The organism is Shewanella oncorhynchi (genome assembly GCF_012584455.1).
Classification (GTDB): domain Bacteria; phylum Pseudomonadota; class Gammaproteobacteria; order Enterobacterales; family Shewanellaceae; genus Shewanella; species Shewanella oncorhynchi.
This window is the reverse complement of record NZ_JABAEB010000006.1, coordinates 133,367-150,777: the sequence shown is the minus strand read 5'-3', so window position 1 is coordinate 150,777 and position 17,411 is coordinate 133,367. Positions and strand designations below refer to the sequence as shown.

Below are 17,411 nucleotides of genomic sequence, written 5' to 3'. Positions count from 1 at the left end.
TGCGGGGCTTTTTATTGCCTTAGTTTTAATAAAAACAACAGACATAAAAAATCCCCACACTATGGCAGGGATTTTTATTAGGCTGAAGAAAAGCTAAATAATGCGCTTAGGCATTACCCTTTATTTTCATATTCAGTGTCTTGGCAAAATCCAGCATACGCGTCAGCGGAATAAGTGCCTTAACTCTTAAGTCTTCATCCACAAAAATCTCATGGGTGGTTTTATCGCTGTCGGCGAGTGACGCTTCAATTGCCTGCAAACCGTTCATCGCCATCCAAGGACAGTGGGCACAGCTCTTACAGGTTGCGCCATTTCCGCCCGTTGGCGCTTCAATTAAAATTTTACCTGGCGCCGCCTGCTGCATTTTATAAAAAATGCCGCGATCAGTTGCCACGATAAAACGCTCATTTGGCATGGTCTGCGCTGCTTTAATCAGTTGACTGGTAGAGCCAACTGCATCGGCCATCGCCACCACACTGGCTGGCGACTCAGGATGCACAAGAATAGCTGCATCTGGGTAAACGCTTTTCATATCGCGCAGCGCATTAGATTTAAACTCATCGTGAACGATACAATCGCCCTGCCACATCAACATGTCGGCGCCCGTCTGTTTGGCAATATAGCTGCCTAAATGACGGTCTGGTCCCCAAATGATCTTTTTGCCTTCGCTGTCTAAGTGCTCAACGATTTCAAGGGCAATGCTGGAGGTCACCACCCAATCGGCGCGCGCTTTAACCGCAGCCGAGGTATTGGCGTAAACCACCACAGTATGATCTGGGTGCGCGTCGCAGAAAGCGCTGAACTTATCAATCGGACAACCTAAATCCAATGAACAGGTCGCTTCAAGGGTCGGCATTAGGATAGTTTTTTCAGGGCTCAAAATCTTGGCGGTTTCGCCCATAAACTTGACCCCAGCAACGATTAAGGTTTTTGCTGGGTGATCGCGGCCAAAGCGCGCCATTTCTAAGGAGTCTGAAACGCAGCCGCCAGTCTCTTCGGCAAGGGCTTGGATTTCAGGATCGGTATAATAGTGGGCAACCAGAACGGCATCTTTTTCAATGAGCAGTTGCTTGATACGCGCCTTGTAATCGGCTTTTTGCGCATCGGACAAAGGCACTGGTTTAGGCGGAAACGGGTAATCAATGGTTTCTATTGTTGGAGCAAATGGGCTGGGGGCTAACTGACTCATAACACATCCATCAGGATAACTACGTTCGGGAATTATACGTAATCGGGATCAAAAGATTAACCCATTTGTGCAAAGCAAATAAAAAAGGACGCTTTTAGCGTCCTTTTAGTGTCAGTTATTCGTGCCAGCGGCTTAGCGCATCGCTAATAACATCTCTTGAGGCTGCTCAAGATACTGTTTCCACAGATTACAGAAGCGAGCAATCGTACCGCCATCGATCACTCTATGGTCACCTGACCAGCTCACTTGCATGATTTGGCGAGCTTCGACTTCCCCTTTCGCGTTAAAGCGCGGTAGGGTTTGCAACTTACCTAAGGCCACAATCGCCACCTCAGGTTTGTTGATAATAGGCGTCGCCACTGTGCCACCTAAAGCGCCAATGTTAGAAATAGATATAGTGCCGTCTTTCAGATCCGCTGGTGCCACGCGGCCGCTACGGGCTGCTTGGGTCAGGCGGGTGATTTCTGCGGCCACTTCTAAAATGCTCTTATCCTGCACATCTTTGATGTTGGGCACCAAGAGACCGACTTTAGAATCCACCGCCATGCCGATATTGTGACGCGCCTTGTAAGTCAGCTCAGTGCAATCCGCATTCACTTGACTGTTCATCACAGGGAACTGACTTAACGCGAGCGACATTGACTTCATGAAGAAAGGCATCATGGTCAGCTTCACTTCATCTGACGAATACTTCACTTTCATGCTTTCACGCAGTGCAACTAAGTCTGTTAAATCAAACTCTTCACAATAGGTAAAGTGCGGAATGCTCGACACAGATTCCACCATCATGCGTGCCATCACAGCTTTTACGCCGCGAATAGGCTCAACCGTGTCAGCGCGTTGAGTCACTGTAGATGTTGGAACTTGGGTTTGAGATGCTTGAGTAGCTTGAACTGGCGCCTCTTTTACCTGAGCCACACTTGGAGCAGAAACATTGCTCGCGCCTTGTTGGAAGCGAGTGATGTCTTCCTTATACACACGGCCGTGCTTTCCTGTGCCAGGTACTTGGCTCAAATCGATATCTAACGACCGCGCCATGCGACGAACTGCGGGGCTGGCTAAGGCTTTACCTTGGCGAGCAGGCTCTGCATTCACAATCTGCGCTGCAGGTGCGGCATTGGCCACAGTATCTGTATTTATTGTCGCCGCAGGTGCAGAAGCCGTCTGTTCAACTTCAATGGCAAATAAAGGCGCATGTACTTTAGCTAGCTGACCTTTGCGATAATGCAGTTTGGCAATTTTACCCGCTTTAATGGCAGGAATTTGCACCAGCGCTTTATCTGTCATCACGTCGGCAATCGGTTGATCTTCCTCAACCCAATCACCTTCGCTCACTAACCATTCAACTAGCTCACATTCAACAATGCCTTCGCCGATATCCGGTAGTAAGAATTCTTCAATGCTGACAGATGAACTGGATGACGTGGTCGCGTTTGTTACTGCCACTGGCTCAGTCACTTTTGCAGTCGTCGCAGCAGGTTCAGCCGTAACAGATTCGCCTGCAATTTCAACGGCATAGAGCGGCGCATGCACTTTCGCAATATCGCCCTTGGCGTAATACAGCTTAGTGACTACGCCCGCAAAAGGCGCTGGGATTTGAACAAGTGCTTTGTCTGTCATCACATCGGCAATAGGTTGGTCTTCAACGACTGTGTCGCCTTCTTTGACCAGCCATTCAACCAACTCACACTCCACAACACCTTCGCCAATATCCGGCAAAATAAAATCTTTAATCATACCGGACTCCTAGAAGGTCACTGATGCTTTGATGGCTTCAAACGTTTTGAATGCATCTGGCATGTATTCTTTTTCATGAATGAGTGGGTACGGGGTATCTAAACCACAAACGCGGCTGATGGGCGACTCTAGATACAAGAAGCATTCTTGCTGAATCGTCGCCGCTATCTCACCAGCAAAGCCACCGGTTAATGGCGCTTCATGGTTGACCAGTAAACGTCCGGTCTTTTTGACTGAATCGGCAACAGTATCGATATCCCAGGGTGACAAGGTGCGTAAATCGATAACTTCACAGGAGATCCCTTCTTTAGCGGCCATATCGGCGGCTTTTTCAAGGATTTCCATTTGCGCGCCCCACGCCACTAAGGTGATGTCTTTACCTTCGCGAACCACTTCAGCCTTACCCAGTTCAATTTCATAATCGCCCGCTGGCACTTCGCCAACCGATGCACGATATAAACGCTTAGGCTCAAAGAAGATCACCGGATTTTTGTCACGGATTGACGCCAACAGCAGGCCTTTGGCTTGCTCAGGGTTGCGTGGCACAACGACTTTTAACCCCGGCGTCTGGGTAAAATAGGCTTCAGGTGATTGTGAGTGATAATGTCCACCCGCAATACCGCCGCCATAGGGCGTACGGAACACTAATCCACCGACATCGAACTCATTACCGCTACGGTAACGGAACTTAGCCGACTCGTTGACGATTTGATCAAACGCCGGAAAGATATAATCGGCGAATTGAATTTCAGCCACAGCGGTCATGCCATTGGAGGCTAAACCATTGGCAAAACCGGCAATACCTTGCTCTGTCAGCGGCGTATTAAAGCAGCGAGCGCGACCGAATTTTTCTTGAAGACCGGAGGTGGCGCGAAATACTCCGCCAAAGTGGCCCACATCTTCACCAAAAACCACCATGCGTTCATCGGCTTGCATGGCAATCGACAAGGCCTCATTGACGGCCTGTAACATATTCATTTCAGCCACGGCTTATAGTCTCCCTGCACTTTTTGGATAGGCTTGCGGATATTTCTTGATATGTTCTTTAAGATCGGCAAGTTGCTTTTTCAGCACAGGCGTCGGCTTGTCGTACACATCTTCAATAATTTCATCCAGCATAGGCACAGGAATTTTTTCAGCCACTTTTACCGCAGCCAATACTTCTTCACGATATTTTTCATGCAGTTTCACATCATCCGCTTCAGCCAACCAACCTTTGTTGATAAGCCATAATTTGAAGCGTTTAACCGGATCGTGTTGCTGCCACTTGGCTTCTTCATCTTTCGAGCGATAACCTGAGGGATCGTCTGAAGAAGAGTGTGCGCCGAGACGGTAAGTCATGGCTTCAATCAGCACAGGCGCATTATGCTCAATCGCATAGGCACGGGCTTGCTGGGTTGCCGCTAACACGGCCAACATGTCATTGCCGTCTACACGAATGGTGTGCATGCCATAACCCACACCGCGGCTGGCAATACCGTTTCCAGCAAACTGCTCTTCAGTGGGGGTAGAAATCGCGTAGCCATTGTTACGACAGAAGAAAATCACTGGGCATTTCAGTACCGCGGCCATGTTTAGGCCAGCATGAAAATCCCCTTCCGATGCAGCGCCTTCGCCAAAATAACAAACCGCGACTTTGCGCTTACCTTGCATTTTTAAGCTGTAGCCCACACCAGTCGCCTGCGGGATTTGCGTGGCTAACGGTGAAGAAATCGTTTGATAATGCAATGCCGCACTACCGTAATGGATTGGCATTTGTCGACCTTTACCAAGATCTTTCTCGTTACTGAACATCTGATTCATAAACTGTTCAGTGGTAAAGCCGCGATAACGCAGCGCCGCATGCTCGCGATATTGCGCGAGGATCACATCTTCTTGATCGAGTGCGGCCACACTGCCGACAATCGCCGCTTCTTCACCCGTACAGGTCATGTAGAAGCTGATGCGCCCTTGACGCTGGGCGCCAAGCATACGTTCATCAAGTACCCGAGTGAATACACAGGTATCGTAAATTTTAGTGGCTAAGGTTTCATCTATCACAGGCAAAACCGCGGTTTCATAAGTGGTGCCGTCGGCTTGTAGAATTCGAAGGATAGGAATGTGTAGCGATGCCTTATCCAAGAAGCCGACACGGTGCACTGTATCAGTGTTGAGTGTTGCTTTGCTCATATTGTGCTCTTGTTATCTCATTACGCATCAAAGCGTTTTGATGCGTCTGTTTATACGAATATGCCCGACGAACATTACGTTAACGTAAACTACCTATCAACCATTGGCATAGCTCAAACCACAAGTTATCCCTGCCACGCATGTATATATTGCTTTACAAGCCTAACGCACGTCCGCATTCACCGCAGGGATCAGGCAAATCACAGTGCGATTGCCAATAGGCACTTTGGCATTAGGGAACACGACAGACTCAAACTCGTGCTCCACTTTAATTTCTTGCCCACCTTCCCGCGCTAAAACAAAGCCCTTCGGGAAAGATCTGAAGTTTTCGACATCAGTTGCGAAGGTAAATTCAAAATCATCGAAATGTTTATTGATGACCCGGCACACTTGGTACAAGTTAACCTTATCGGCATCAAATGCATCCAGCTCCAACGGCTTAGCGGTGATCAAGCGCATGAACATTTCATGTGCCGCAATAAAACGCGTCATGTCGTTCTGCCCCATGGGATACACTTTGCCAAGCTCAATGGTAAAGGCATCAGCGCCGTAGCGTTCAGAGGAAAAATAGCTGAAGGTCGTGGTCGGTTCGTGGTGGAAAAGTACTGTATCGACGCCGCTTGCGGCTAAAAACATAATTTGCTCGCCGCTAAAGGCGCGCCCAGGACGATAGGGATAGATAGCGAACTTTTCATGCTTCGAGGCGCGCATCGCCGTGTGCAGATCATAATGGATGCGCTGACGTCCATCGGCAACCGTAGTATAAAAATGATCGACATAGGCTTCGAGTTTTTTCGCGCGTACTCGCTCAGGGTTCACTAACCCTGGTGGATTGGAATGCTCACCACTAAATAGACGATTCATGTTTTCGTCAATAATCCGCGTGCCGTTATTAATCGCTAATGGGTTACCAATGAGAAATAAAGTGCGCTGCTTTGCGATGATCTTTTGCTGTAGAAGTTGTTTAATTAAGCTATTGCAGAGTTCAATGGGTGCGGTCTCGTTACCGTGAACACCGCAGGAAAGCACAATATCTTTTCCTTCATTCTGTATTGGTTCGAAAACAATAACACCGGTATCCCACACTTCCACTTGAGTATGATCGCCTAAGTTAAATGAAAATTCGCCATCGAACTGTTCAGGATGGGCTAAGGTGAGCGCTAAAAAATCCTTTGAATCTAACAGAGCTTGTAACACAGAATTCTCCTTATAATGGTGTGTAACAGTATTGGCGCAATCACATAAGTGCTGGCAGTAAATAACCTCTTAAGCATTTTTCTCACCGCGGTTAGTCTCACTCGCACCTAAAAAACGGCTTCAATACTAACACATGTTTTTAGTGCTGTTCTCAGACATTTATTGCCGTAGGACCCAGTTTTAAGCGGAATGACATTCAACTAAGCTGATTGTTAAATTCTCAGGACATTCCCTAAGAATTTCCCATGATAAATATTCCAACTTGAGGCTTGCTTTTGCACTCAAGTTTTATCACAATCCTTAGCCATCTAGACTTCTATTGGATTTAATTATGGCGTTAGCAACCTTCGGTGCCGGCTGTTTCTGGGGCGTAGAGTATTTTTTTAGACAAGTGAACGGCGTATCGAATGCCACCTGCGGCTATATGGGCGGCAATAATGCGGCGACAACCTATGAAGAAGTCAAAAAAGGCAAAACGGGCCATGCCGAAGTGGTGCAAGTGGAATTCGATCCCGCCCTTGTTAGTTATGAAGACTTGCTCGATGTATTTTGGAAAAACCACAATCCAACGAGTCTGAACATGCAAGGCGGAGATATTGGCACTCAATATCGCAGCACCATTTTCTTCCACGACCGTGAGCAAAAAGCGGCCGCAGAAGCCTCAAAGTTAGCTTTTGCCCGCTCGGGCCGTTGGGGATTACGCCATATCGTCACTGAAATAGTGCCACTGCAACAGTTCCATGTGGCTGAGGAATATCACCAAAATTACATCGATAAGAATAACTTACCGAGTTGTCATATCGAGTACTAAATACGGTCAAATCAGCATGAGATCAACTATTCACAGCTGAATTAGACACAAACAAAAACGCACTCAAATCTGAGTGCGTTTGTTTTTGATACTTTATAAACCTACTGCTGCATTAAGCGTTTAGCGCCTTATCAATTAATGCCTGCGCATCTTTAATGATCTCAGCCAAATGCTGCTCACTGATAAAACTCTCGCCGTAGATCTTAAATAACGCTTCCGTGCCCGATGGACGCGCCGCAAACCAACCATTCGCCGTAGTCACTTTGATGCCACCAATGGCCGCATTATTGCCCGGCGCATGGGTTAACACGTTTTCGATTGACTCACCCGCAAGCACAGTGGCATTTAAGGTTTCAGCATTCAATAACGCAAATTTGGCCTTGTTTTCAAGACTGATTGGGCTATCGATACGCTTATAAAAGCTTTGGCCAAATTGCTTCACTAGCTCTTGATGGCGTTGACCTGGAGTTTTACCTGTCACTGCAAGAATCTCTGCCGCAAGTAAACCTAAAATGAAGCCGTCTTTATCCGTGCACCACGTGGTGCCATCACGGCGTAAAAATGCCGCGCCAGCGCTCTCTTCACCGCCAAAGGCGATTGTGGCTTCGGCTAAACCGTCGACAAACCACTTAAAGCCCACTGGCACTTCAAGTAACTTTTTGCCGTGGAAAGCACAGATTTTATCGATAAGCGCACTCGATACTAAGGTTTTACCTATGGCTAAGGTATCGCTCCAATCTGGTCTGTGCGTCAGTAAATAATCGATAGCGACCGCAAGATAATGATTCGGATCCATCAAACCCGTACCAGGGCAGACTATGCCGTGACGGTCATAATCGGGATCATTACCAAGGCATAAATCAAAGGATTCTTTATGGGCGAGTAAACCTGCCATCGCATAAGGAGAGGAGCAATCCATGCGGATTTTGCCGTCTTTATCCAGCGGCATAAAGCTAAAGCTTGGATCAACCTTATCATTGACTAACGTGATATCGAGCCCATAACGCGCAGCAATCGGTGCCCAGTAGAAAATACCCGAACCACCGAGTGGATCAACACCGATACGCAGCTTAGCCTTAGCAATCGCCTGCATGTCGATAACATTTTCTAAATCAGCCACATAGGGTGTAATCAAGTCAATGGCTTGCACATAACCCGAAGCCAGCACATCGGAATAGGCTAATTTTTGCACGCCAACTAATGCTTGGCGCAAGTAATCATTGGCTCGCGATTCAATCCAAGCCGTGATATTACCTTCGGCCGGTCCGCCATGGGGTGGATTGTACTTGATGCCACCGTCCTGAGGAGGATTGTGGGAAGGCGTAATGATCAAACCATCGGACAGGGCCGCCCCCGTAATATTGGCTTCACGATTGGCGCAAATCACCCCATGGGACACCACTGGCGTTGGCGTAAATCCATCATTCTGCTGGATGTGCACTGTGACTTTATTTGCCGCCAGCACTTCAATGGCCGATAAATAAGCGGCATAGGATAACGCATGGGTGTCAATCCCAAGGATCAGCGGCCCATCGATATTTGCCGATTGACGGTAGTCCACCACAGCTTGGGTAATCGCCCAAATGTGTTGTTGGTTAAAACTGCCATTGAAGGCGCAGCCTCTGTGCCCAGAAGTGCCAAAGGTGACGCGTTGTTGTACGTCATCCATATTTGGCGTGATGCTGTAATAATGGCTCATCAGTTTTGGAATATTGACCAGATCCGTCTGATTAGCGATTTGTCCTGCCCTTTGATGTATTGCCACCTATGGCTCTCCTGCACTCAATTACAATTAGAAAAAGTAGAAAAATGTCGTACTCACTTGGCTCACCCGCGGATTAAACGCGCTCGGCGATGCCCGCTGCTACTGTCGCATCACAACCAAATTGCACTAAAACTTCCGATAAAATAGTGCGTTTCTTGGCGGTATTGTTGTTACTCGTTACCCAGAAACCACTTGCACCAATTTCTTTTGGGTTAGCCGAAGCACTCGCTTCGAGCAGTTGCTCCTTAGAGCGAGCAAAATACAAACGATCGCGCCCTTGGATCTGCAGAATTTGTGAGAATTGCTCTGGGGCTAATTGATACAAACTTTCGAGCAAAAACAGAAAACGACCTACTGCGCCTTTTTGCTGCGATAACTGATGTTCATCGACTAAGCGACTAAAATCATTCACTGCTGGCATTGTTTGCGCCGCGACGGGCTGAATAGGTTCAGCTTCAAGGCTCGGTTGGCTAATCGCCAAAGGCTGGGGTTGTTCGACCGCATCGACGGACAGGCCGAGTAATCGACGAAGAATGTCAGAGGCGCTCTCACCAATACGTTCTGTTTTGCTGGCAATATGACGATAGAGCTCTTCATCTACTTCGATATATTTCATAACCTTAATTATCCTTTGTTATTCGACAGGCTTAACCGAAAAAAGTGTACCACAGCGATCGGGGCAGATCATTGCGATCTGTTACCAGTGTATCTATCTCTATCAATCTGATAAAGCGCCATTATTCTAAAAGTGCGGGAAATAGCACAGCAAACTAGCAGTTAATCGACAATTGCCGAAAAAGCACACAAGTTACTGGCCGCCCCCACTATAGAAATGGCAACTGACTTGTCAAGCCAACGGCATTAAGGGCACAATTCGCGTCACGCTAAGCTAAAAATCTCCAACAGGAATCTCCATGAACTTTGTTTCCACAGGCCAAGGACCCGCAGTGCTCTTGATCCACGGCTTGTTCGGTAATCTAGATAACCTCAAAGGTCTAGGGCAAGTATTAGAAAATCAGTATCAAGTTATTCGTGTCGATGTGCCCAATCATGGTTTAAGTGAGTATTGGGATCAAATGGACTACCCTCGCCTCGCCACTGCAATGATCAGCTTGCTCGACGAACTGGCTATTGAACGCGCCCATATTGTGGGTCACTCCATGGGGGGTAAAATCGCCATGGCGACGGCGTTAGCCTTTCCAGAGCGCATTATCAGTATGGTGGCAGCCGATATCGCCCCCGTCGCCTATGAGCCAAGACACAACACAGTGTTTGCGGCATTAGAAAGTCTGCCCTTAGAAGGCCATACCGACAGACGCTTTGCCCTAAACCACTTAATTGACAATGGTATTGACGAAGCGACGGCACAATTTTTACTCAAAAATCTACAACGCACTGATACTGGCTTTCGTTGGAAAATGAACTTAAGTGGCCTAAAGGCTTGTTATCCTAATATTATTGGCTGGCAAAATCAGACACTAAATCCAGTACAAAGCTATGCTGGACCAAGTCTGTTTATTCGCGGCGGCGACTCAAATTATGTCACTAGCGAGCACAGAAGCGCTATCATGGCGCAATTCCCCGCGGCACAGGCAAAAACACTTGAAGGATGTGGTCATTGGTTGCATGCGCAAAAACCCGTCATTTTTAACCGGATCGTGTCTGAATTTATTGACAAACATTCAATGTAAATCAGCAGCAAACTCGACCGAAAGCATATGGCAGCCGCCATCTTGTTGTGATATATTCGCGCCTCTTTTGGCCTTAGAACACTCTCAAGGACTAAGAAAGTATGTTATCTCAGTACATGGAACAAATTGAAACCATCGGCCTGAACCTGTTTTTTGCCTCGATATTTTTCTTTATCGGCATGGCCATCCACGATGTGCTTAAACAAGGTAACGTGCCAAAATTTGGTCGATTTATTGTTTGGTTAGTGTTATTTCTCGGCTGCGCCGGGTTTATTGTAAAAGGTATTATCCAGATCACTTGGGAAGGCTCAGGGATCGGTTAACAATAAGAACATGGCAAAAGAAGCGACAGACAGAACCACTATTGACCTTTTTGCCAACGAAAAGCGCCGGGGCCGACCACGTAGCAATCCTTTGTCCCGTAGCCAACAGCTTAAGGTCAACAAACGCAATCAAATCCAGCGCGATAAAGCCAACGGATTAAAGCGAATAGAGTTAAAGGTGTCACAAGATTTGTATGACGCCTTGAATGAGCAGGCATTGGCCAGTAACATCAGCCGTAGCCAGTTAATCGAATTAATTCTTCAGCAACAAGTTGAGTGCTGAACGAGTACCAGCAAGATTAACCTAATAAGTGAACTAGACATTAAAGGATAGACAATGGCAACTGTAGGTCTTTTTTTCGGTAGCGACACAGGTAACACCGAAGCTGTAGCCAAGATGATCCAGAAAAAACTGGGTAAAAAAATGGTTGAGGTGAAAGATATCGCCAAAAGTACCAAAGAACAGATTGCAGAGTATGACTTGCTGCTGTTCGGCATCCCGACCTGGTATTACGGTGAAGCGCAATGTGACTGGGATGATTTCTTCCCTGAATTAGAGCAAATTGATTTTACTGACAAACTTGTCGCTATTTTTGGTTGTGGTGATCAAGAAGACTACGCTGAGTACTTCCTTGATGCCATGGGCATGGTTGGCGATATTGTTCAGGCCCGTGGTGGTATCATCATCGGCCATTGGCCAACTGCAAGCTACAATTTTGAAGCCTCTAAAGGTCAAGTCGATGACGACCACTTTATTGGTTTAGGTATCGATGAAGATCGCCAGCCAGAGCTGACTGAAGAACGTGTTGATGCTTGGGTTAAGCAAATTTACGAAGAAATGTGTTTAGCTGAATTAGAAGATTAATTCTGTTAACCATTTGATTAAAGCGGCTTTAACGCCGCTTTTTTTATGCATATATTTCTGACTAAGAATAACGACATACCACACTCATGAGCAACACACCTCGCTCCAATCATTGGGATATTTTTTGCACCGTCGTTGATAACTATGGCGATATTGGCGTCACTTGGCGTTTAGCCAAACAAATAGCCAATGAGTATCAGATCCCCGTTAATTTGTGGGTCGACGACCTCGCAAGCTTCTCGCATATCTTACCGACACTCGATCCACTAAAAGCCACTCAAACCTTCAATGGTGTGAATATTATTCATTGGAAAGAGCCTTTACCTATAGAGTTTGTCGCAGGAGCAGTGCTCATCGAAGCCTTTGCCTGTGAACTCCCCGAACAGGTAAAAGAGCAGCTGGCTTATTTACATCAGAACGCCCCAAAATCTGTACCTGTTTGGCTGAATTTAGAGTATTTAAGCGCAGAGGATTGGGTTGAAGGCTGCCATGGTTTGCCATCGTTACAAGCCAATGGTTTGAAAAAGTATTTCTACTTTCCCGGTTTTAGCGCCAAAACGGGTGGACTCATTTGCGAGCAAAATTTGTTTGCAGAGCGTGATGCTTGGCAAGCTGATACTGCCAATAAATTGCAGCTTTTTACTGATCTAGGTCTTAAGGACATTCAGGCACAAGACACTGTTATTAGCGTTTTTAGCTATGAGACCGAGGCGCTACCCGCATTATGTGAGTTATGGCAGCAATCGGTAGAAAAAATCCATGCGTTAATCCCCAAGGGGCGTAGCTTAAACAGTCTGACGTATTTACTGCCCTGTGAAATTGCCGCTCTAGTGCCGGGTCAACAGGTAAATCATGGCAATTTAACCCTGCACATTTTACCTATGACTGACCAACAGGGGTTTGATCGCCTGCTCTGGAGCAGTGATTTTAATATCGTGCGCGGTGAAGATTCCTTTTTACGTGCCCAATGGGCCGCAAAACCCTTCATTTGGCACATTTATCCCCAAGAAGATGATTATCACCTCGTAAAATTAGAAGCTTTTCTCAAACTTTACTGCGATAATCTGCCACCTAAAATTGCTTGTTATTGGTCTGAATTGAATCTCGCGTTCAACCAAGCACAGCAATCAGCCGTGAGCCTTCACTGGCAAAACCTTAATCCTGTTAATTTGCCCTTGTTGCATCACCATGCTAAACAATGGCCAATTAATGCATTAAATGCTGCAGATCTCGCTACTCGACTAGTTCAGTTCGTTAAAAACAGCTAAGATACTGCGCGAAAACAGAAAAATCTAAATATAGGAAATAGTGTAATGAAAACTGCTCATGAAATCCGTCCTGGTAACGTGATCATGTTAGATGGCAGCCCATGGGTTGTGCAGAAAACTGAAACAACTCGTTCTGGCCGTAACGCTGCTATCGTTAAGTTAAAGTTGAAAAACTTACTGCTTAACTCTGGTACTGAAACGACTTTCAAAGGTGAAGATAAGTTAGAAGACATCATCCTAGATCGTCTTGACTGCACATATTCTTACTTTGCAGATCCTATGTTTGTATTCATGGATGCAGAATACAACCAATACGACGTAGAAGCTGAAAACCTAGGTGATGCAGCGGCTTATATCGTTGACGGTATGGAAGAAACTTGCCAAGTGACTTTCTATGATGGCAAAGCTATCTCTGTTGAAATGCCAACCACTATCGTACGTGAAGTGATCTACACTGAGCCTTCAGCTCGTGGCGATACTTCAGGTAAAGTGATGAAGCCAGCGACTATCACTGGCGGTGGCACAGTAAGTGTTGCTGACTTCGTGAAAGTAGGCGACAAAATTGAAATCGACACTCGTACTGGTGAATTCAAGAAGCGCGTTTAATCGCCCTTCTCGTTTCCAGACGAAGAAAAGCCAGTGCTTGCACTGGCTTTTTTGTTGCTGTTTTTTTAGTGATGTGTCGAGTCACTCAAGGGAATAGGCGTTATCCAGCAAAATCCCCTCATTAAATAAGCGTTAGCATTGCGGCCCTAAGAAACGTCGCTCCCAAGCCCCTATCTCACTCAAATAACTTTGGAATTCAATTTCCTTCACCGATACAAAGCCAGTGACAAAATCGTCCCCGAGTAAGCGTCGTGCCGAATCACTTTGTCGCATTTGCGTTAACGCAGCTAAAAATGTCTGCGCGAGGTCATGGCTGCTCTCATAAGCGCTCCCAGTTTCTGGTGCACTTGGCGATAATTTTTCTTCCATTCCGGCAAGGCCCGCTGCCAAAGATGCGGCAATCATCAGGTACGGATTAGCATCGGCGCCCGCAATGCGATTCTCTACCCGTCTCGCCACTGGAGCACTTAATGGCACACGTAAGCCAGTGGTGCGATTATCAACGCCCCAACTTAAATTAATCGGTGCTTGACTGCCGGAAATGTAACGTCTAAATGAATTGATATTGGGTGCAAATAACAACATTAAATCAGGTAGATACTTTTGTAATCCGCCGATATAGTGGTGAAAACGGTCAGTGTCGCTACCATCAGCATGGCTGAAAATATTATTACCTTTATCATCGACGACACTTTGATGTAAATGCATAGAACTGCCGGGTTGACCCGCTATGGGTTTCGCCATAAAAATTGCATTCAAGCCATGTTTAATGGCGATTTCTTTCGCCGCGTATTTAAACATAAAGGCTTGATCCGCTAAGGCCAGCGGATCGCCATGCACTAAGTTAATTTCATATTGCGATAGCCCCATTTCATGGATCCAAGTATCACCTTTAATCCCAATCGCATCGATAGCGGCATTAAACTCATCCCAAAATGGTGCGAGTTCATTTAGCATATTCATGCTAAACGCGGATTGACCATTTTCAGCTCGGCCACTTTTTGAAATGGGCGCCTGATACGGAACACTCGGATCGGTATTCGCCTCCGTAAGATAAAACTCAATTTCAGGGGCCACCACGGGTGTTAACCCAAGGGCTTGGTAACGGGCCAACACATTTTTTAACATAGAGCGCGGCGCAAATGGACATAAATTGCCATCCAGTAATACGCAGTCATGGATGGCAAATGCGCGCGGCACAGTGCTCCATGGGATCATCTTGAGGGTGCTGTAATCGGGGACGAGTAAAAGATCAGGATCAGCATCAGGGAAAACAGGATCGTAGGAATACTCACCGGTAATCGCCTGCATCGAAATCGCTTGGGCAATACGTAATTCAGCACCCTGAGCAAAACTTCGGGCAGGCATAAGCTTTCCCCTTGGATAGCCTGAAATATCAGGGAATAAACACTCGACATCACGTATTGTGCCGTGCTCGAAAAACGCAGTAAGAAGAGTTGAGTCCATTTGATTCGTTTGCCACTAATGTTGAAAATAATGCCCTGAAGGATGCAAAGTATAATCAGGCTTTGATTTGAAAAGCTACATGGCAACGATGAAATGTGTAAAATATAAATGACAATTTCGTAAGATATAATTTGACATCAGTTGAAAATCTTCATTTAGCAGTGTAATCGTGTTTATTCTAGTTCAAGCCTCATCACTCTTTACTCACCCTTTACTCACTCTAGCCGCCTAACCCCATTACGGCAGACATAAAAAAACCAGCCGTAGCTGGTTTCTTATATTAATCGTGACAGAAGTTATGCAATCACAATAAAGCCGATAAATGCTATTACTGCTGCGATAAGTGCATAAGGTAACTGAGTCACAGCATGGCTCACTAAGTTACAACCTGAGCCTTGGGCGGCCAATACGGTTGAATCTGAGTAGAAGCACGCTTGGCTACCAAATGATGATGCAGACAATAAGGCCCCAATGACTAATGGGATGTCCGCCCCAACCGCTTGCGCTAATGGCATCACGATAGGAATTGTCACGGCAAATATACCCCAGCTCGAACCTGTGGCAAACGCGAGTATAGCCATAGATAAAAACACTACCGCAGGCAGCAATTTAGGTGTCATAAATGGGCTTAATGACTCAATGACATACTGCGGCAGTAACAACTGATCGCACACATCCTTAAACACAAACGCCGCAATCACAGTGCTAATGGCCGGTAGCATGCTTTTAAAGCCATCGATCATTTGGTCCATCATCTCTGAAAATGGCATCAAACGCTGCACTGCATAATAAGGAATCGTGATAACTAAGGTCGCCAGCAAGCCTTTCCACACGTCGATATCAAAGTACACGGTAAAGGCAACTAACAAACCAATAGGCACTAAAAAGTTATGCAGTTTGCCCTGATTATCGGCGTGCTTAAATTCCTCTTCTATGGCTTTAACCGCATATTCATCCGAAGTTTGCACTTGGTCGAAATCCACTTGCGCTTCCGCGGGTTCACCTTGGGCAGCGCGCAGCTGCGCAGTCTTCATTGGACCAATGGCGGGCACAATACCTAATGCGACAAGTAGCACCATAGCCACAGCTAACCAAGCATAAAGCATGTAAGGAATGGCTTGCATATAAACTGCAATGCCTTGACCTTCGGCTGCCACACCGTTATCCACCAGTAATCCACCAAAAAATACCGCCCAAGTCGATAATGGCACTAACACGCACACGGGCGCGGCGGTGGAGTCCACGACATAGGCGAGCATTTCACGGGACACTTTAAATTTATCCGTTACACGCTTCATGGTTTCACCCACGGTCAACGCATTGAGATAGTCATCGATAAAAATCACGATCCCAAGGATAAAAGTCATTAATAGGGAAGATTTAGGTCCTTTCGCCAATTTAAGTGCATTGCGGCCAAACGCTAATGCGCCGCCAGTTCGAACTAAAAGTGCGATGAGCGCGCCAAAACCACCACACACCAGAATCAACCAACCTATGGTTTCATCGGCCATAACCTTCAATGACACACTAGCAAAATTGTTTAAGACTTGACTGGGATCGAGTAACAGGAAACCGGTTACCGCACCTATGATCAAAGATAAAATAGGACGGCGTAACCAAATAGCTAACACCAATACCACCAAAGGTGGAATGAGACTTAACGCTGTCGGTTCAGACATGCACTTAGGTCCTCTAAATAAATCGCCTAAAAGGCAAATGGTTTTAGAATAACGTCTGAAATCAACACGATTTAGAACGTCAACACAGCTGCTTCATGATGACTAACCCTGAAGATAAAACCCGCGAATTGCTTGCTATCTAAGGTGCCTTGCCAAAAACATCGCGCAGAAAATAAAGCGCATCGAATATTGAGTCAACTATAAATTTAACTTGATAGAAAATAAATTTAATTCCCGTGAGACAATTTTACATAACCGTATAATCTAAAAGACTTTTAACGCCATTGTAACTTAAACATTTATGATCTTCTTAGCTTAATAAGCATTCAATAAATATGCCTAATTATCACAAGATAAAATGCCGCTTGCATAAGTTTACCTTATCAAAAATCTGTGATTAAAAATCAACCATTAAGTATCAGCTAAAATACATTTTCTTCTGTCACGATTAATATGGCTAATATAGAGAAATCAAATATGAGTCAGCTAATGAAAACGCATTTTCATCTTTCGAAATGAAAAAACATAAACAAGATTCCCCTACCAACCCAATAGATAAACAATCTTAAAATCATGCCAATATCAGAACATAAAACTTGTTCAGATTTCTTTAATCGACTGTTAAAGCATATTTAACTGAGGGA

16 protein-coding genes are annotated in these 17,411 nt (G+C 45.9%); 7 read left to right on the top strand and 9 right to left on the bottom strand.

Translation table 11 applies throughout. The annotated features are described in order from the left end of the window. Positions 1 to 106: 106 nt before the first annotated feature. From nadA to astE, 5 genes are all read right to left on the bottom strand, one after another. Positions 107 to 1,189, bottom strand: coding sequence for a quinolinate synthase NadA (nadA, locus tag HGO26_RS11385; protein ID WP_168825259.1), 1,083 nt, complete (start codon positions 1,187 to 1,189; stop codon positions 107 to 109). Positions 1,190 to 1,321: 132 nt separating this feature from the next. Next, positions 1,322 to 2,926, bottom strand: coding sequence for a dihydrolipoyllysine-residue acetyltransferase (locus HGO26_RS11380; RefSeq protein ID WP_168825257.1), 1,605 nt, complete (start codon positions 2,924 to 2,926; stop codon positions 1,322 to 1,324). A 9-nt stretch (positions 2,927 to 2,935) separates the two neighbouring features. Next, positions 2,936 to 3,913 (bottom strand): alpha-ketoacid dehydrogenase subunit beta, encoded by a 978-nt coding sequence (locus HGO26_RS11375; RefSeq protein WP_028759982.1) that lies wholly within the window; start codon positions 3,911 to 3,913, stop codon positions 2,936 to 2,938. 3 nt (positions 3,914 to 3,916) lie between these two features. After that, entirely contained in the window at positions 3,917 to 5,095 is a 1,179-nt protein-coding gene (locus HGO26_RS11370) for a thiamine pyrophosphate-dependent dehydrogenase E1 component subunit alpha (RefSeq protein ID WP_006081586.1), read from the bottom strand. A 162-nt stretch (positions 5,096 to 5,257) separates the two neighbouring features. Next, positions 5,258 to 6,292, bottom strand: coding sequence for a succinylglutamate desuccinylase (gene astE, locus HGO26_RS11365; protein ID WP_168825255.1), 1,035 nt, complete (start codon positions 6,290 to 6,292; stop codon positions 5,258 to 5,260). A 331-nt stretch (positions 6,293 to 6,623) separates the two neighbouring features. On the opposite strand from astE, the gene msrA reads away from it, so the two are divergent. Then, positions 6,624 to 7,103, top strand: coding sequence for a peptide-methionine (S)-S-oxide reductase MsrA (gene msrA / locus HGO26_RS11360; RefSeq protein WP_028759985.1), 480 nt, complete (start codon positions 6,624 to 6,626; stop codon positions 7,101 to 7,103). Between the two features lie 112 nt (positions 7,104 to 7,215). Here the strand turns inward: msrA and pgm are convergent, their stop codons facing one another. Further along, positions 7,216 to 8,868 carry a phosphoglucomutase (alpha-D-glucose-1,6-bisphosphate-dependent) gene (pgm, locus tag HGO26_RS11355; protein ID WP_168825253.1) on the bottom strand — a complete coding sequence of 551 codons (1,653 nt, stop codon included), beginning with the start codon at positions 8,866 to 8,868 and terminating at the stop codon, positions 7,216 to 7,218. Positions 8,869 to 8,941: 73 nt separating this feature from the next. After that, positions 8,942 to 9,484, bottom strand: a complete 543-nt coding sequence (gene seqA, locus HGO26_RS11350; protein WP_168825250.1) for a replication initiation negative regulator SeqA — start codon at positions 9,482 to 9,484, stop codon at positions 8,942 to 8,944. Positions 9,485 to 9,782: 298 nt separating this feature from the next. Here seqA and HGO26_RS11345 point away from each other — a divergent pair, with 298 nt between their 5' ends. The 6 genes from HGO26_RS11345 (at position 9,783) to efp (ending at position 13,621) form a co-directional block, all read left to right on the top strand. Further along, positions 9,783 to 10,559 carry an alpha/beta fold hydrolase gene (locus HGO26_RS11345; RefSeq protein ID WP_168825248.1) on the top strand — a complete coding sequence of 259 codons (777 nt, stop codon included), beginning with the start codon at positions 9,783 to 9,785 and terminating at the stop codon, positions 10,557 to 10,559. A 101-nt stretch (positions 10,560 to 10,660) separates the two neighbouring features. Continuing rightward, positions 10,661 to 10,882 (top strand): DUF2788 domain-containing protein, encoded by a 222-nt coding sequence (locus HGO26_RS11340; RefSeq protein WP_006081578.1) that lies wholly within the window; start codon positions 10,661 to 10,663, stop codon positions 10,880 to 10,882. Positions 10,883 to 10,892: 10 nt separating this feature from the next. Beyond that, on the top strand, positions 10,893 to 11,165 hold the full coding sequence (gene ybfE, locus HGO26_RS11335; protein ID WP_006081577.1) for a LexA regulated protein: 273 nt from the start codon (positions 10,893 to 10,895) through the stop codon (positions 11,163 to 11,165). Positions 11,166 to 11,219: 54 nt separating this feature from the next. Beyond that, positions 11,220 to 11,747 carry a flavodoxin FldA gene (gene fldA, locus HGO26_RS11330; protein ID WP_006081576.1) on the top strand — a complete coding sequence of 176 codons (528 nt, stop codon included), beginning with the start codon at positions 11,220 to 11,222 and terminating at the stop codon, positions 11,745 to 11,747. 86 nt (positions 11,748 to 11,833) lie between these two features. Continuing rightward, on the top strand, positions 11,834 to 13,015 hold the full coding sequence (gene earP / locus HGO26_RS11325) for an elongation factor P maturation arginine rhamnosyltransferase EarP (protein WP_168825246.1): 1,182 nt from the start codon (positions 11,834 to 11,836) through the stop codon (positions 13,013 to 13,015). Positions 13,016 to 13,060: 45 nt separating this feature from the next. Further along, positions 13,061 to 13,621 carry an elongation factor P gene (gene efp / locus HGO26_RS11320; RefSeq protein WP_105252465.1) on the top strand — a complete coding sequence of 187 codons (561 nt, stop codon included), beginning with the start codon at positions 13,061 to 13,063 and terminating at the stop codon, positions 13,619 to 13,621. Between the two features lie 132 nt (positions 13,622 to 13,753). On the opposite strand, the gene HGO26_RS11315 is transcribed toward efp, so the two are convergent. Together HGO26_RS11315 and HGO26_RS11310 are read right to left on the bottom strand one after the other, a co-directional pair. Then, a complete protein-coding gene (locus HGO26_RS11315; RefSeq protein WP_168825244.1) occupies positions 13,754 to 15,088 on the bottom strand; it encodes a glutamine synthetase family protein in 1,335 nt (444 codons plus the stop codon). 296 nt (positions 15,089 to 15,384) lie between these two features. After that, entirely contained in the window at positions 15,385 to 16,767 is a 1,383-nt protein-coding gene (locus HGO26_RS11310) for a Na+/H+ antiporter NhaC family protein (protein ID WP_113939692.1), read from the bottom strand. Between the last annotated feature and the right edge of the window lie 644 nt (positions 16,768 to 17,411).

What these genes read in the sequence shown, in the direction of transcription:
- HGO26_RS11340 (WP_006081578.1), top strand. Translation starts at nt 10,661, where the DNA reads ATGTTATCTCAGTACATGGAACAAATTGAAACCATCGGCCTGAACCTG.
- msrA (WP_028759985.1), top strand. Translation starts at nt 6,624, where the DNA reads ATGGCGTTAGCAACCTTCGGTGCCGGCTGTTTCTGGGGCGTAGAGTAT.
- seqA (WP_168825250.1), bottom strand. Translation starts at nt 9,484, where the DNA reads ATGAAATATATCGAAGTAGATGAAGAGCTCTATCGTCATATTGCCAGC.
- HGO26_RS11310 (WP_113939692.1), bottom strand. Translation starts at nt 16,767, where the DNA reads ATGTCTGAACCGACAGCGTTAAGTCTCATTCCACCTTTGGTGGTATTG.
- efp (WP_105252465.1), top strand. Translation starts at nt 13,061, where the DNA reads ATGAAAACTGCTCATGAAATCCGTCCTGGTAACGTGATCATGTTAGAT.
- HGO26_RS11380 (WP_168825257.1), bottom strand. Translation starts at nt 2,926, where the DNA reads ATGATTAAAGATTTTATTTTGCCGGATATTGGCGAAGGTGTTGTGGAG.
- HGO26_RS11345 (WP_168825248.1), top strand. Translation starts at nt 9,783, where the DNA reads ATGAACTTTGTTTCCACAGGCCAAGGACCCGCAGTGCTCTTGATCCAC.
- ybfE (WP_006081577.1), top strand. Translation starts at nt 10,893, where the DNA reads ATGGCAAAAGAAGCGACAGACAGAACCACTATTGACCTTTTTGCCAAC.
- earP (WP_168825246.1), top strand. Translation starts at nt 11,834, where the DNA reads ATGAGCAACACACCTCGCTCCAATCATTGGGATATTTTTTGCACCGTC.
- nadA (WP_168825259.1), bottom strand. Translation starts at nt 1,189, where the DNA reads ATGAGTCAGTTAGCCCCCAGCCCATTTGCTCCAACAATAGAAACCATT.
- HGO26_RS11315 (WP_168825244.1), bottom strand. Translation starts at nt 15,088, where the DNA reads ATGGACTCAACTCTTCTTACTGCGTTTTTCGAGCACGGCACAATACGT.
- HGO26_RS11370 (WP_006081586.1), bottom strand. Translation starts at nt 5,095, where the DNA reads ATGAGCAAAGCAACACTCAACACTGATACAGTGCACCGTGTCGGCTTC.
- fldA (WP_006081576.1), top strand. Translation starts at nt 11,220, where the DNA reads ATGGCAACTGTAGGTCTTTTTTTCGGTAGCGACACAGGTAACACCGAA.